The organism is Streptomyces sp. JNUCC 63 (genome assembly GCF_054366325.1).
Genome location: NZ_CM135963.1, coordinates 3,058,478 through 3,073,317, shown reverse-complemented (window position 1 = coordinate 3,073,317; position 14,840 = coordinate 3,058,478). Strand labels below are relative to the sequence as shown.

Annotated in this window: 12 protein-coding genes and 1 pseudogene; 10 read left to right on the top strand and 3 right to left on the bottom strand. The window is 72.2% G+C overall.

The features are described 5' to 3' along the window. Positions 1 to 123 precede the first annotated feature (123 nt). Positions 124 to 678: pseudogene (locus ACX25U_RS13895) on the bottom strand (FHA domain-containing protein); the annotation flags it as partial. After that, positions 654 to 1,220: a hypothetical protein gene (locus ACX25U_RS13890; protein WP_454392023.1), complete on the bottom strand. Its 567-nt coding sequence runs from the start codon at positions 1,218 to 1,220 to the stop codon at positions 654 to 656. The pseudogene ACX25U_RS13895 and the gene ACX25U_RS13890, both read right to left, overlap by 25 nt. A 263-nt stretch (positions 1,221 to 1,483) precedes the next feature. Between ACX25U_RS13890 and ACX25U_RS13885 the strand changes: the two genes are divergently transcribed. The 10 genes from ACX25U_RS13885 to ACX25U_RS13840 all read left to right on the top strand — a co-directional run bounded on the left by ACX25U_RS13885 (position 1,484) and on the right by ACX25U_RS13840 (position 13,895). Further along, the gene (locus tag ACX25U_RS13885; protein WP_454392021.1) at positions 1,484 to 2,338 is read left to right on the top strand and encodes a bifunctional methylenetetrahydrofolate dehydrogenase/methenyltetrahydrofolate cyclohydrolase; all 855 of its coding nucleotides are present in this window, start codon (positions 1,484 to 1,486) and stop codon (positions 2,336 to 2,338) included. After that, positions 2,328 to 2,831 (top strand): DUF3017 domain-containing protein, encoded by a 504-nt coding sequence (locus ACX25U_RS13880; RefSeq protein ID WP_454392019.1) that lies wholly within the window; start codon positions 2,328 to 2,330, stop codon positions 2,829 to 2,831. The genes ACX25U_RS13885 and ACX25U_RS13880 overlap by 11 nt, the downstream gene beginning before the upstream one ends. 260 nt (positions 2,832 to 3,091) lie before the next feature. After that, positions 3,092 to 3,562, top strand: coding sequence for a helix-turn-helix domain-containing protein (locus ACX25U_RS13875; protein WP_454392017.1), 471 nt, complete (start codon positions 3,092 to 3,094; stop codon positions 3,560 to 3,562). Positions 3,563 to 3,770: 208 nt separating this feature from the next. Then, on the top strand, positions 3,771 to 5,033 hold the full coding sequence (locus ACX25U_RS13870; protein ID WP_454392015.1) for a DUF2690 domain-containing protein: 1,263 nt from the start codon (positions 3,771 to 3,773) through the stop codon (positions 5,031 to 5,033). A 388-nt stretch (positions 5,034 to 5,421) separates the two neighbouring features. Beyond that, positions 5,422 to 6,411, top strand: a complete 990-nt coding sequence (locus tag ACX25U_RS13865) for a malate dehydrogenase (protein ID WP_454392013.1) — start codon at positions 5,422 to 5,424, stop codon at positions 6,409 to 6,411. Between the two features lie 263 nt (positions 6,412 to 6,674). Continuing rightward, on the top strand, positions 6,675 to 8,201 hold the full coding sequence (locus ACX25U_RS13860) for an aldehyde dehydrogenase family protein (protein ID WP_454392011.1): 1,527 nt from the start codon (positions 6,675 to 6,677) through the stop codon (positions 8,199 to 8,201). A gap of 115 nt (positions 8,202 to 8,316) precedes the next feature. After that, positions 8,317 to 9,846 carry a GMC family oxidoreductase gene (locus ACX25U_RS13855; RefSeq protein WP_454392009.1) on the top strand — a complete coding sequence of 510 codons (1,530 nt, stop codon included), beginning with the start codon at positions 8,317 to 8,319 and terminating at the stop codon, positions 9,844 to 9,846. Continuing rightward, positions 9,846 to 10,994: a quaternary amine ABC transporter ATP-binding protein gene (locus ACX25U_RS13850; RefSeq protein WP_454392007.1), complete on the top strand. Its 1,149-nt coding sequence runs from the start codon at positions 9,846 to 9,848 to the stop codon at positions 10,992 to 10,994. Before ACX25U_RS13855 ends, ACX25U_RS13850 begins: the two co-directional genes overlap by 1 nt. Beyond that, the gene (locus ACX25U_RS13845) at positions 10,994 to 12,937 is read left to right on the top strand and encodes an ABC transporter permease (RefSeq protein WP_454392005.1); all 1,944 of its coding nucleotides are present in this window, start codon (positions 10,994 to 10,996) and stop codon (positions 12,935 to 12,937) included. The genes ACX25U_RS13850 and ACX25U_RS13845 overlap by 1 nt, the downstream gene beginning before the upstream one ends. A 1-nt stretch (position 12,938) precedes the next feature. Next, entirely contained in the window at positions 12,939 to 13,895 is a 957-nt protein-coding gene (locus ACX25U_RS13840; protein ID WP_454392003.1) for an ABC transporter substrate-binding protein, read from the top strand. Positions 13,896 to 13,956: 61 nt separating this feature from the next. Here the strand turns inward: ACX25U_RS13840 and ACX25U_RS13835 are convergent, their stop codons facing one another. After that, positions 13,957 to 14,781: a hypothetical protein gene (locus ACX25U_RS13835; protein ID WP_454394265.1), complete on the bottom strand. Its 825-nt coding sequence runs from the start codon at positions 14,779 to 14,781 to the stop codon at positions 13,957 to 13,959. Between the last annotated feature and the right edge of the window lie 59 nt (positions 14,782 to 14,840).

Genomic DNA, 14,840 nt, shown 5'->3' with positions numbered 1-14,840 from the left:
CGGTCCTTCCGGCCGCCGGAGCAGGTGCGGGACCCGCACGGATTGCCGGGGACCTGGTCATCGCCCCCGACGGTGCACCGGGCGTACCGGACGCGTTACGGAGTCGTTCACGGCCGAGAAGGTGACGGCCAGGTAGTCGATGTTCCACTGCACCGAGGTGCGGGACGCGGCCGGCCAGGCCGGGCGCAACCGCTCGACCACCTGGTCGACCGTGGGCAGCGGGGTGTGCGTGCGGGCGCGCAGCCGGGGCTCGCACAGGGCGGCGAGCAGCGCGTAGCAGGGCTTGTTCCGATCCACCGGGAAGGCCGGCGCGGTGGGCTCGCCGTCGGCGCCGCCCGCGCCGCTCGGACGGTCGTGGCGCGGCGCCCACACCTCGACCGGCAGCAGATCCCCGGCCGCGGGCAGCGCGATCCGGGAGAACCCGAAGGGCTCCGGCGCGTCCAGCCGCCCCGGCGCGACCCTGCCGACGCGGAGTGCCGGGGACCGGCGACCAGGGGCCGCAGGGTCCCGCTGCGCGAAGAGCTCGGGGGAGCGTTCCAGGCCCCGCGATTTTGGTGTGATCCGCCGGACACGGCCCTGGGGCGACACACCAGGGCCGTGTCCCTCCCTCTTCCGGGTGAGACACGGCCCTGGGGGTGAACGGCGCGAACTGTTCAGTAGCTGGGGCGGTTGAACCAGGCCTTGCCGTTGGCGCCGCCGACGAAACAGGCGATCAGAATGGCGAGCACGGTGTGGATCAGACCCACGAGGACGAACGGGTAGATGCCGAGGATCGCGGTGACAATGCTGAAGACCATGACGGTGACGCGGAGGCCGTTGCGGCCCGTGTTGAACTTCACCGCCAGTACGGCCGCGAACACGCCCCAGGCCAGCGCGAACAGCATCACGCCCCAGAGCATGCCGGTCGAGTAGTCGGCGAGCTGCTGGAAGTTGGCGTCGTCCTTGAGGGTGTCGTCCTTCTTCGCGGCGTTCAGGCCGACGGCGGCGAAGGCGAACAGGGCCACGCCGATGACCTGCAGACCGACGATCACCCACAGCATCACGCGGGCCGCGCTGACGTTGCTCGGCATCGTCTGCGGTACCGGAGCGCCGTACGGCTGCTGCATGGGCGGGGCCTGCGGGTAGCCGTAGCCGGGGGCCTGGCCCTGGGGGGCGCCGTAGCCCGGCTGGGACGGCTGCTGCGGTGCGCCGTAGGGGTTGTTCGGATCGCCGTAACTCATTGCTTTTGCTTCCTCCGTCGATCAGGTGCGGGGGCGATGCGCGGCACCATGCGGAGGCGATTTCTACAGAAATGCGGTTTGTCCCCCCGATGAGCTGCCCGCGGCACTGTGCTGTTCATCGTTCTTTACGAGCGACTTACTTGTCCAGCCGGATCCCACAGGTGTTGTGCAAGTGCAACATCACCGGTCACGGGCACCGACGGGGAAGGCCCCCGGATCACCCGGATTGGAACCGCGCGCCGGTCATCCGCGAGGATGGGAACATGACCGCCCAGATTCTCGATGGCAAGGCCACCGCAGCCGCGATCAAGTCCGATCTGACCGCCCGTGTGGCGGCGCTGAGGGAGAAGGGCGTCACGCCCGGCCTCGGCACGATCCTGGTGGGCGACGATCCGGGCAGCCGCAAGTACGTCGCCGGCAAGCACCGCGACTGCGCCGAGGTCGGCATCGCCTCCATCCAGCGCGAGCTGCCGGCCACCGCCACCCAGGACGAGATCGAGGCGGTCGTCCGGGAGCTGAACGAGGACCCCTCCTGCACCGGCTACATCGTCCAGCTGCCCCTGCCCAAGGGCATCGACGAGAACCGCATCCTGGAGCTGATGGACCCGGACAAGGACGCCGACGGCCTGCACCCGATGAACCTCGGTCGGCTCGTCCTCAACGAGCCCGCCCCGCTGCCCTGCACCCCCAACGGCGTGCTGACGCTGCTGCGCCGCTACGGCGTGGAGATCAAGGGCGCCGAGGTCGTGGTCGTCGGCCGCGGCGTGACCATCGGCCGTCCGATGCCGCTGCTGCTCACCCGGCGCAGCGAGAACGCCACGGTCACCCAGTGCCACACCGGTACCCGCGACCTGTCCGCCCACCTGCGCCGCGCCGACATCATCGTCGCCGCGGCCGGCTCCCCGCACCTGATCCGCGCCGAGGACGTCAAGCCCGGCGCGGCCGTCCTCGACGTCGGCGTCTCCCGCAACGCCGAGGGCAGGATCGTCGGCGATGTCCACCCGGACGTCGCCGAGGTGGCCGGCTGGCTGTCCCCGAACCCCGGCGGCGTCGGCCCGATGACCCGGGCCCAGCTGCTGGTCAACGTGGTCGAGGCGGCGGAGCGCAGTGTCGGCTGAGGCGAAGGACACCGGGCGGGAGTCCGCTTCCGCGAAGCCGGAGCCGGAGATCGAGGTACGGGACCCGGTCAGCGCGCCGGACGCCGAGGGCAGGCCGCGCCGGACCACGCGCCGCTTCCCGCTGTTCACCAAGGACACCGCGCGCCCGGAGGGCGGCGGCCGGGCCGCGCCCGATGACGCCCCGGCGCCCGCCCGGCAGTGGCCGATGCTGGCCGTGCTGTCCGTGGTCGGGCTCGGGCTGCTGGTGACCGCCTTCGACGCCTTCCGGGTCGGCCTGCTGCTGATCGGCGTCGCCCTGCTCGGCGGGGCCGGGCTGCGCTGGTTCCTGCCCCGCGTCGGGATGCTCGCCGTCCGCTCCCGCTTCACCGACATCATCATCTACGGCCTGCTGGGCTGCGCCATCGTCCTGCTGGCGCTGATGGCCCAGCCGAAGCCATGGCTGGAGATCCCGTTCCTGGACGACGCGCTGCACTTCACCGTCCGCAACAGTTGACAAGATTTCACCTCCGTCCGACGACGGCGGCCCGTCCTCTCCCCCGAGCAAGGACGGGCCGCCGCCGCAGCCCACCCTCCTGCACCGTGAGCGGGCTGTTCAACGCCTGTCCGTGCGCTGTGGCACGGAAGTGACCGTTCCGCCACGGTGTCCCCGCTCTGCCACAGGGTCTTCCGCGACCCCGCCGTGGGAACCGAACCGCCCCCGCCGTCGTCACTCGCTGCAACGGGGCGACACGAGGGACGCGGTGGAGGTGAGCGATGGGCGCCTGGCAGCCGCTGCCGGACGATCTGCCGCCGGAGGTACGGCACTTCGTGGAGCAGCTACGGCTCCTGAAGGACGAGACCGGCCTCAGCCTGGTCGCGCTGGGCGCGCGTACCGCATACAGCAAGTCCTCCTGGCAGCGCTACCTCAACGCCGGCCAGCCCCCGCCGCACCAGGCCGTCGCCGCCCTGTGCCGAGTCGCGGGCCTGGCCGGCGCGGAGGCCGAACGCCACACCGTGCGCTGGGAGATGGCCGTACAGGCCTGGCCCCGCCCGGCCACGGCACCCGCGAGACCCGCCGGAGCGCGGGAGCACGAGGAGTACGAGGACGACCCGACCGTCCCGTGGTGGGACCGGCCGGAGGAGAACCCGCGCCCCGGCCCCATCGGACGCCCCCTGCTGTACGCCGTCGTCCTGCTCCTCGCCCTGCTGCTGACCGCGGTGGCCGGCGCCGTCGTTCTGGGGTGACCCGGAGACGTCCGCGGGGCGGGAACCCGACTAGCGTGGACCCGGAGCACACCGGCGCGTGCCCCGGCCCGAATGCTCCCGTGCGCCCCCACCGCGCGACCTGAGATCCTGGCGGGGCGCACTCCTGTGGGGGTAGCCAGAACCAGGACTCGGCACAGGACGTCACGCGCGGAGAACAGCCAGCACGTACCGGGGGGAAGGGGACACGATGCCTCGTTGGAAGGCCTTGCCCGATGAACTCGATCCACAGATCAGGGAGTTCGCGAGCCAACTGCGGCGGCTCGTGGACCGCGGCGGCCTGAGCATCGCCGCGCTCGCCGATCGCACGGGCTACAGCAAGACCTCCTGGGAGCGTTACCTCAACGGCCGGCTCCTGGCGCCCAAGGGCGCGGTCGTGGCCCTCGCCGAGGTCACCGGCACCAACCCGGTCCATCTCACCACCATGTGGGAGCTCGCCGAGCGCGCGTGGAGCCGCGCGGAGATGCGCCACGACCGCACCATGGAGGCCATCCGGATATCCCAGGCGCGTGCCGCGCTCGGGGATTTCGGCGGCGACGCCCCCGGCGCCGAGGTCAACGGGAGCAAGCCGCCCCGCAAGAGCGGCAGCGCCACGGCGGCCCCCGGGACCCCGACGGTGCCGGCGCAGCCGACGGCGCCCGACGCCGACGCCCGGGGGGACACGTCGAAGAGATCCGCGCCGGCCTCCGACTCCGGTGCCGACGCGCGCACCGACTCCGGTACCGGCACACAGACCCCCGCGGGCGGCAACTCCTGGAACGTGGCCGGTTACCGGGGACCGTCCCGGGCAGGAGGGAGCGCTCCCGGGGCCGGGGCGGCCTCGCCCTCCGTACCGTCCCAGCCCGACGGCACCGGGCGCACGCCGGGCGCGCCGAGCCCGTACGCCCCCGCCCCCTCGGGGCCGTACGGCGGCCCTCCGCAGGCTCCCCCGCCCGCCTCCGGCGGCACCGCCGGCGGGGTGCGCAAGCGGCAGCTGACCATGTTCCTCGCCGGCCTGGTCGGCGTGCTGGTCGTGATCGGCGCCGTCTTCCACTTCACCGGAGGAAACGACGGCAGGAAGGCCGGCGACGCGGGCAAGTCGCCGTCCCCCTCCGCCGGCACCCCGCTCAATCTGCCGCCCGGGGTCAAGTGCAGCGGGGACGGCTGCACCGGCAAGGACGCCGAGAGCATGGGGTGCAGCGGTGAGCTGGTGACCACCGCCCGGAGCGTCACCGTCGGCGCCACCTTCCTGGAGATCCGCTACAGCAAGACCTGCGGCGCTGCCTGGGCCCGTATCACCCGGGCCGTGCCGGGCGACGAGGTCCAGGTCACGGTCGGCTCGCACAAGGAGACCGGCGGCATCACCAAGGCCGGCGAGACGATCGCGTACACGCCGATGGTCGCGGTGAAGGACGTGACGCAGGCGACGGCGTGCGCGACGCTGGCCTCGGGGCAGCAGGGGTGCACGAAGTAGCCGGGAGCGGTGTGCCGGGAGGTCGGCGAAAGAAAAGAAGTGGCGCCGGACAGGCATGAGGGTCGCCGATCGGGGCACGCGGACCTCACCCCCACGGGAGTCCGGTACTCCGGCAACCCCCACACGGCGGCCGCCCTGGCCCTTCCTCTCCGGATGGGCGGCCGCCACTCGTACGCCACGTGGTCGCCCTGTGGGCCGGGCCACAGGGGTCCGGCCGACCGGGATGCCGGAGAGGCGATAGCCTGACGAGTGGATCTCTCTTGACGCCAAGAGATCGATCATCCGTATCCGTGATCGATCATCGCGGCGGCGCCGGTCACGAGCCGGTGCCGGGATCCCGCACCCGGGGCAGGGACGCCCCACCGCCAGCTGTCATACGGAGAACGCCATGACCCGCACTCCCGTGAACGTCACCGTCACCGGCGCGGCCGGCCAGATCGGTTACGCCCTGCTCTTCCGCATCGCCTCCGGCCACCTGCTCGGCGCGGACGTGCCGGTCAAGCTGCGGCTCCTGGAGATCACGCCGGCGCTGAAGGCCGCCGAGGGCACGGCCATGGAGCTGGACGACTGCGCGTTCCCGCTCCTGCGGGGCATCGACATCAGCGACGACCCGAACGTCGCCTTCGACGGCACCAACGTCGCCCTCCTCGTCGGTGCCCGCCCGCGCACCAAGGGCATGGAGCGCGGTGACCTGCTCGAGGCCAACGGAGGCATCTTCAAGCCGCAGGGCAAGGCCATCAACGACCACGCCGCCGACGACGTCAAGGTCCTGGTCGTCGGCAACCCGGCGAACACCAACGCGCTGATCGCCCAGGCCGCCGCGCCGGACGTACCGGCCGAGCGCTTCACCGCCATGACCCGTCTGGACCACAACCGCGCGCTGACCCAGCTCGCGAAGAAGACGGGCTCGACGGTCTCCGACATCAAGCGCCTGACCATCTGGGGCAACCACTCCGCCACCCAGTACCCGGACATCTTCCACGCCACGGTCGCCGGCAAGAACGCCGCCGAGGTCGTCAACGACGAGAAGTGGCTGGCCGAGGACTTCATCCCGACCGTCGCCAAGCGCGGCGCCGCCATCATCGAGGCCCGCGGCGCCTCCTCGGCCGCCTCCGCCGCCAACGCCGCCATCGACCACGTCCACACCTGGGTCAACGGCACCGCCGAGGGCAACTGGACTTCCATGGCCATCCCGTCCGACGGCTCCTACGGCGTCCCGGAGGGCCTGATCTCCTCCTTCCCGGTCACCTGCAAGGACGGCACGTACGAGATCGTCCAGGGCCTGGAGATCAACGACTTCTCCCGCGCCCGCATCGACGCCTCCGTCAAGGAGCTGGAGGAGGAGCGCGAGGCGGTCCGCGGCCTCGGCCTCATCTGAGCCGTACGGCTCCCTCTGTCACGACCCCGCACGGGCCCCGTTCCGGTTTCTTCCGGAACGGGGCCCGCGGCCGTTCCGGCTGCCACAACGACCTGGAATTGCGCACCTTTTGTCCCTTGGCGTCCCCAAATTCCGTGACACGCGGCACTCTCGGCCACCAGACAGGCATGGACGGCACGGGAAAGGGCAGGCGCTCACTCTCCCTACGGGTCACACCGATGTAACACAGGGGAACCGGGCAGGAACGGAAGGCAGTACCGATCATGGCGGACAGTACGGAACGCGACGCGCGCGGCACCATTCACGCGGGCGGGGAGTGGCGTGAGGCGGTCAGCGGTGCCACACGCGAGATCCTCGACCCCGCGGACGCGACGCCGTTCGCCGTGGTCGCGGAGGGCGACGAGAAGGACGCGGACCTGGCGGTGGAGGCCGCCCGCCGCGCCTTCGACGGCGGACAGGGCGCCTGGCCGCGCACACCGGTCGCCGAGCGCGCCGCCCTGCTGCGCCGGGTCGCCGACCTCCTGGTGCGCGACCGGGAGAATCTCGGCCTGCTGGAGAGCCGGGACGCCGGAAAGACCCTGGAGGAGGGCCGCGTCGACATCGACTGCGTCGCCGACGCCTTCCGCTACTTCGCCGATCTGGTCGCCGCGGAAGCCCCCGGCCGGGTCGTGGACGCGGGCTCGCCCGAGATCCACAGCGTCGTCGTGCACGAGTCGGTCGGCGTCTGCGCGATGATCACACCCTGGAACTACCCGCTGCTCCAGGCCAGTTGGAAGATCGCCCCGGCGCTCGCCGCGGGCAACACCTTCGTGATCAAGCCCAGCGAGATCACCCCGCTCACCACGGTCGCCCTGATCGAACTCCTCGTCGAGGCGGGCCTGCCCGCGGGCGTCGCCAACATCGTCACCGGCCCCGGCCACACGGTCGGCGCCCGGCTCGCCGAACACCCCGACGTCGACCTCGTCTCCTTCACCGGCGGCCTGGTCAGCGGCACCAAGGTGGCCCAGGCCGCCGCCCCCACGGTCAAGAAGGTCGCCCTCGAACTCGGCGGCAAGAACCCCAACGTCGTCTTCGCCGACGCCTGCGCCACCGACGAGGGCTTCGACACCGCCGTCGACCAGGCCCTCAACGCGGCCTTCATCCACAGCGGCCAGGTCTGCTCCGCCGGCGCCCGGCTCATCGTCGAGGAGTCCGTCCGCGACCGCTTCGTCGCCGAACTCGCCCGCCGCGCCGAGAGGATCCGGCTGGGCCGCGGCACCGAGGCCGGCGTCGAGTGCGGCCCGCTCGTCTCCGAGCAGCAGCGCGCCAAGATCGAGGCGTACGTCGAGTCCGCGCTCGCCGAGGGCGCGGTGCTGCGCTGCGGCGGCCGGCGCCCCGAGCCGTCGCCGCAGCGGCCCGCCACCGGCTACTTCTACGAGCCCACCGTCCTGGACCGCTGCCACCGCGAGATGAAGGTCGTCCGGGAGGAGGTCTTCGGACCCGTCCTCACCGTGGAGACCTTCCGCACCGAGGACGAGGCCGTCGCGCTCGCCAACGACACCGAGTACGGCCTCGCGGGCGCCGTGTGGACCGCGGACGCGGGCCGCGCCCGGCGCGTGGCCGGCCGGCTGCGCGCCGGCACCGTGTGGATCAACGACTTCCACCCCTACCTGCCGCAGGCGGAGTGGGGCGGCTTCGGCAAGAGCGGCGTCGGCCGCGAACTCGGCCCCGCCGGGCTCGCCGAGTACCGCGAGACCAAGCACGTCTACCAGAACCTCGCCCCCGGCCCGGTGCGCTGGTTCGCGGGCTGAGCCGCACTCACCACCCCTGACACCGGTCCCACGCACCGCTGTTCCTTCCCCCGTTCCTCCCCTTTTCCGCTCGAAGTTCTCCCGACCTCCTCGTCACCACAGGAGTACCTCCCCCATGCACGACAACACCCACGAGTTCGACTACGTCGTCATCGGCGGCGGCACGGCCGGCTCCGTGATCGCCTCCCGCCTCACCGAGGACCCGGACGTCACCGTCGCCGTCATCGAGGGCGGCCCCAGCGACGTCGGCCGCGAGGACGTGCTGACCCTGCGCCGCTGGATGGGCCTGCTCGGCGGCGAACTGGACTACGACTACCCGACCACCGAGCAGCCCCGCGGCAACTCCCACATCCGGCACAGCCGCGCCCGCGTGCTCGGCGGCTGCTCCTCCCACAACACGCTCATCGCCTTCAAGCCGCTGCCGTCCGACTGGGACGAGTGGGAGGCGGCCGGCGCCGAGGGCTGGGGCGCGATCGCGATGGAGGCGTACTTCGCCCGCCTGAAGAACAACATCGTCGCCGTCGACGAGAAGGACCGCAACGCCATCGCCCGGGACTTCGTCGACGCCGCCCAGGCGGCGCTCGGCGTGCCGCGCGTGGAAGGCTTCAACAAGGAGCCGTTCAACGACGGCGTCGGCTTCTTCGACCTCGCCTACCACCCGGAGAACAACAAGCGCTCCAGCGCCTCCGTGGCCTATCTGCACCCGGTGATGGACGAGCGCGCCAACCTGACGATCCTGCTGGAGACCTGGGCGTACAGGCTCGAGTTGAACGGCACCCGTGCCGAGGGCGTCCATGTGCGCACCAAGGACGGCGAGGAGACCCTCGTACGGGCCCGCCGCGAGGTCCTGCTGTGCGCCGGCGCCGTCGACTCGCCCCGTCTGCTGCTGCACTCCGGCATCGGCCCCAAGGCGGACCTGGAGAAGCTCGGCATACCCGTCGCGCACGACCTGCCGGGCGTCGGCGAGAACCTGCTCGACCACCCCGAGTCGGTGATCGTGTGGGAGACGAACGGCCCCATCCCGGACAACTCCGCGATGGACTCCGACGCCGGCCTGTTCGTGCGCCGCGACCCCGAACACGCTGGCCCCGACCTGATGTTCCACTTCTACCAGATCCCGTTCACGGACAACCCCGAGCGCCTGGGCTACGAACGGCCCCCGTACGGCGTGTCGATGACCCCGAACATCCCCAAGCCGAAGAGCAAGGGCCGGCTGTACCTCACCAGCGCCGACCCGTCCGTCAAGCCGGCCCTGGACTTCCGCTACTTCACTGACGAGGACGACTACGACGGCCACACCCTCGTCGACGGCATCCGCATCGCCCGCGAGATCGCGAAGACCGAGCCGCTGGCCGGCTGGCTCAAGCGCGAGGTGTGCCCCGGTCCGGACGTCACCGGCGACGAGGAGCTGAGCGAGTACGCCCGCAAGGTCGCGCATACCGTCTACCACCCGGCGGGTACCTGCAGGATGGGCGCCGCCGACAACGAACTCGCCGTCGTGGACCCCCAGTTGCGCATCCGGGGCCTGGAGGGCATCCGTGTCGCGGACGCCTCCGTGTTCCCGACCATGACCGCCGTGAACCCGATGATCGGGGTGCTCATGGTCGGGGAGAAGGCCGTCGACCTGATCGGAGGTGAGAGCTGATGGCTCTCACGGTCCCCACCCGCAAACCGCCCACGGACGACTCCACCGCCGCCCCCGTCTTCGCGGTGGACGGCCTGTGGAAGGTCTTCGGCCCGAAGGCCGCCCGCGTCCCCGCGGACCCGGAACTCGGCGCACTGAGCCCGGCCGAGCTGCGCGAGCGCACCGGCTGCACGGCCGCCGTCCGCGACGTCTCCTTCGACGTGCGCAAGGGCGAGGTCTTCGTCGTCATGGGCCTGTCCGGGTCCGGCAAGTCCACGCTGGTGCGCTGTCTGACCCGGCTGATCGAGCCCACCGCGGGCACCATCGCCATCGACGGCGAGGACGTCCGCGCCATGGACAGGGCCCGGCTGCGCGAACTGCGCCGGCACCGCGCCGCGATGGTCTTCCAGCACTTCGGCCTGCTGCCGCACCGCACGGTCCTCGACAACGTCGCCTACGGCTTGGAGATCCAGGGCGTGAGCAGGGCGGAACGCCGCGAGAGGGCCGCCGAGATCGTCGCCAAGGTCGGCCTGGAAGGCATGGAGCAGCGCAGACCCGCGCAGCTCTCCGGCGGTCAGCGCCAGCGGGTCGGACTGGCCCGCGCGCTCGCCGTCGACCCCCAGGTGCTGCTGTTCGACGAGCCGTTCAGCGCGCTGGACCCGCTCATCCGGCGCGACATGCAGGAGGAGGTGGTCCGGCTGCACCGCGAGGAGGGCCGCACGATGGTCTTCATCACCCACGACCTCGGCGAGGCCCTGAAGCTGGGCGACCGTATCGTCCTGATGCGCGACGGACGGGTGGTCCAACTCGGCACCCCCGAGGAGATCGTGGGCTCGCCCGCCGACGACTACGTCCGCGAGTTCGTCCGGGACGTCCCGCGCGAGCAGGTCCTGACCGTCCGTACGGCCATGCGTCCCGCCACCTCGGCCGAAGAGGCCGGCAGCGGCCCGGCCGTACGGCCCGACGCCACGGTGTCGGAGGCCATCGAGGCCGTCGCCCGCGCGGGCACCCCGGCCCGGGTCCTGGACGAGGGCCGCTGCCTGGGCGTCGTCGACTCCGACGCCCTGCTCACGGTCGTCGCCGGCACGGGGCAGCCCGCCGGAACCGGCCACCGGACTGCGGGAACGGAGCAGTCCGCCGGAACGGAGCTGCCCAAGGAGGCGGTCTGATGGCGACCATCACCACAACCGCCCCCCGCACCGCACGACCCGGCGTCCTCGGACACCGCGCCGTGCGCAAGCTGCTGCTGCTCGCCGTGGCCGCCGCGATCCTCGTCCCGCTCGCCGCGGCGCGCTGGGCGAGCGGCACCTGGCCCGACGCACTGACCGTCGATGTCTCCGCACCGCTGGCCACGGTCAGCGACTGGATCATCGACAACCGGGACGCGCACCCCCTCTTCCTCTACTTCTTCGGACACGTCAGCAACGTCGTCGTCATCGCCGTACGCGCCGTCTACCTCGCCCTCCTCGCCGTCGGCTGGGCGGGGGTGACCGCCCTCGCGGGGCTCGTCGCCTGGCGGGTCGCGGGCCTGCGGCTCGCACTCGGCACGGTCGCCGCGTTCCTCGCCTGCGGTCTGCTCGGCATGTGGGTGCCGACCATGCAGACGCTCGCCCTGATGGTGGTCGCGGTCACCGCGTCCGTCGTCGCCGGCGCGCTGCTCGGGCTCGCCGCCGGTCTCTCCGACCGGATGGACCGCACCCTGCGCCCGGTCCTGGACACGATGCAGGTGCTGCCGGCCTTCGCCTACCTCCTGCCGGTCGTGCTGGTCTTCGGCATCGGCGTGCCGGCGGCCGTCCTGGCCACCGTCGTCTACGCCGCTCCGCCCATGGCCCGGCTGACCTCGCTCGGGCTGCGCGGCGCCGACAAGGAGGTGCTGGAGGCGGTCGAGTCGCTCGGCACCACCGCACGCCAGCGCCTGCTGACCGCCCGTATCCCGCTGGCCCGCAAGGAACTCCTCCTCGGCCTCAACCAGACGATCATGATGGCGCTGTCCATGGCCGTCATCGCGTCGGTGATCGGCGCGGGCGGTCTCGGTGACCGCGTCTACCAGGCGCTGGCCTCGGTCGACGTGGGCGCCGCACTCGCCGCCGGTATCCCGATCGTGCTGCTCGCCGTTGTCCTCGACCGGGTGACCGGCGCGGCCGGGGCGAGCCTCGGCGAGGAGCCCGAGCCGCGCGCGCCCTGGCTGTACGCCCTGCTCGCCGCCGCGGCCGTCGCGGTCGCCGGACGTCTGGCGGGGCGCCTGGAATGGCCCGGCACCTGGGTTGTGGCCATCGCCGAGCCGGTCAACCGGGCCGTCGACTGGATGACCGCCCATCTGTACTCGGGCGTCCCCGTGATCGGCGGCACCGCCGACTGGGCCGCACACTTCACCACCTGGGTGCTCGACCCGCTCCGCGACGGACTGCAGTGGCTGCCCTGGTGGTCGGTGCTGCTCGTCGTCGCCGCCCTGGCCTGGCTGATAGGCACCTGGCGCACCGCGCTCACCGCCGTCCTCGCCATGGCCGCCATCGGGGTGCTCGGCGTGTGGAAGCCGTCCCTCGACACGCTGTCGCAGGTCCTCGCGGCCGTCGCCGTCACCCTCGTCATCGGCTTCGCGACCGGCATCGCCGCCGCCCGCAGCGACCGCTTCGAGCGGCTGCTGCGCCCGGTGCTGGACGTGTTCCAGACGATGCCGCAGTTCGTGTACCTGATCCCGGTCGTCGCGCTGTTCGGCGTGGGCCGCGCCCCGGCCGTCGCCGCCGCCATCGTCTACGCGCTGCCGGCGGTCGTACGGATCACCGCGCAGGGCCTGCGCCAGGTGGACCCGGCGGCACTGGAGTCGGCCCGCTCGCTCGGCGCGACCGGTGCCCAGCAACTGCGCCAGGTCCAGCTCCCGCTGGCCCGCCCGGCCCTGCGGCTCGCCGTCAACCAGGGTGTGGTCCTGGTCCTCGCCGTCGTCATCATCGGCGGCATGGTCGGCGGTGGCGCGCTCGGCTACGACGTCGTCTTCGGCCTCGCCCAGGGCGACCTGGCGACCGGCCTGGTCGCCGGGGCCGCGATCGTCTGCCTGGGCCTGATGCTCGACCGGGTGACACAGCCCACCGAACGCCGCGCGACGAAGGGAGCCTGACATGCGACGTCGTACGACCTCCGCGGTGGCCGGAGTCTTCGCGCTCGCGCTGCTCACCGGCTGCGGTGCCGCCGACATGACCAAGCAGGCCTCGCCGTACGCCAACGTCCAGGGCGCCAGGACGGTGAGCCTGGCGGTGCAGTCCTGGGTGGGCTCCCTGGCCAACGTAGCCGTCGCCCAGCACCTGCTGGAGCACGAACTCGGCTACCGCGTCGACATCGTCCAGGTCGACGAGGTGCCCGCCTGGGACGCGCTCAGCCAGGGCCGCGTCGACGCCGTCCTCGAGGACTGGGGCCACCCCGAGCAGGAGCAGCGGTACGTCGAGGACAAGAAAACGATCACGCCCGGCAGCGACCTCGGGGTCACCGGGCACATCGGCTGGTTCGTGCCGACGTACTTCGCCGAGCAGCACCCCGACATCAAGGACTGGAAGAACCTCAACAAGTACGCCGAGCAGTTCCGCACCGCGGAAAGCGGCGGCAAGGGCCAGCTGATGGACGGCTCGCCGGCCTACCTCACCCACGACAAGGCGCTGGTGAAGAACCTGGAGCTGGACTTCAAGGTGGTGTTCGCCGGCTCCGAGGCCGCGCTGCTCACCCAGATCAAGCAGTTCGCCAAGGAGAAGAAGCCCTTCCTCACCTACTGGAACACACCCCATTGGCTGTTCGAGAAGGTGCCGATGACCGAGGTGAAACTGCCCCCGTACAAGGAGGGCTGCGACGCGGACGCGGCCAAGGTCGCCTGCGCCTACCCGCACACGCCGCTGCAGAAGTACCTCAACGCGGACTTCGCGGAGTCCGGCGGCAGGGCGGCCGCCTTCCTGAAGAAGTTCAAGTGGACGACCGAGGACCAGAACGAGGTCTCCCTGATGATCGCCGACCAGAAGCTCACCCCGGCCGAGGCGGCGAAGAAGTGGGTGGACGGTCACGAATCCACGTGGAGGGCGTGGCTGTCCTGACCGGTGGGCCCGGAGGCCCTGCGCCGGGTCCCGCCGTGATCGTTCCGGCGGGGCCCGGCCGTCACCTCTCCTCGACCGGTGCCTCCCCGAACCGCGCCAGTGCCAGGGCCCCGGCCACCGCCACCGCGAAGCCCAGGACCGCGAGCCAGGTCAGGCCGTCGCGGGTGCGGTCGCCCAGCCAGACCACGCCGACGGCCGCGGGGCCGATCGTCTCGCCGATGACCATGCCGGCGGTGGCCGTGGTCACCGAGCCGCGCTGGAGGGCCGAGGTCAGCAGCAGGAAGGCGGCGCCTCCGCCGAGCAGGAGGGCGTACGTCGCCGGGTTGGCGAACAGCGCCGACGGGGTGAGCGAGTCGATCAGACGTACCGCCACCTCGACCACGCCGAAGCCGAGGCCCGCGCCCAGGCCGAGCAGCAGCGCCCGGCCGCGTTCGGGCAGGCGGCCGCCCACCGCGCCCAGGAGCAGCACGGCCACCGCCGCCCCGAGCATCGCCCACTTCAGGGCCGTCGAGCCGTCCTCGCCGCCCTCCGGGCCCGAGGCCAGGCCCAGCATGGCCAGGCCGGCGCAGACGACGCCCACCGCGGACCACTCCACCACGCTCAGCCGCACCCGCAGCAGCCGGGACGCGGCCACCGCCGTCACCGCGAGGCTCGCGGCGAGGGCCGCGCCGACCACGTAGATCGGAAGTGAACGCAGGGCCGCGATCTGCAACAGGAACCCGAGGCCGTCCAGCGCCAGCCCCGCCAGATACCGCCACTGCCGCACCGCCCGCAGCAGCAGCGCCGCCTCCCCGCCCCCGCCCGTGCGCGCCGCGGCGCGGGCGGCGATCGCCTGGAGCACGGTCGCCGTACCGAAACACACCGCCGCACCAAGGGCGCACACCATTCCAAAGAGCACGAAGCGACTGTAGGGGAGCGGGAGATCGCCGGGCCGCCGGGACGGAC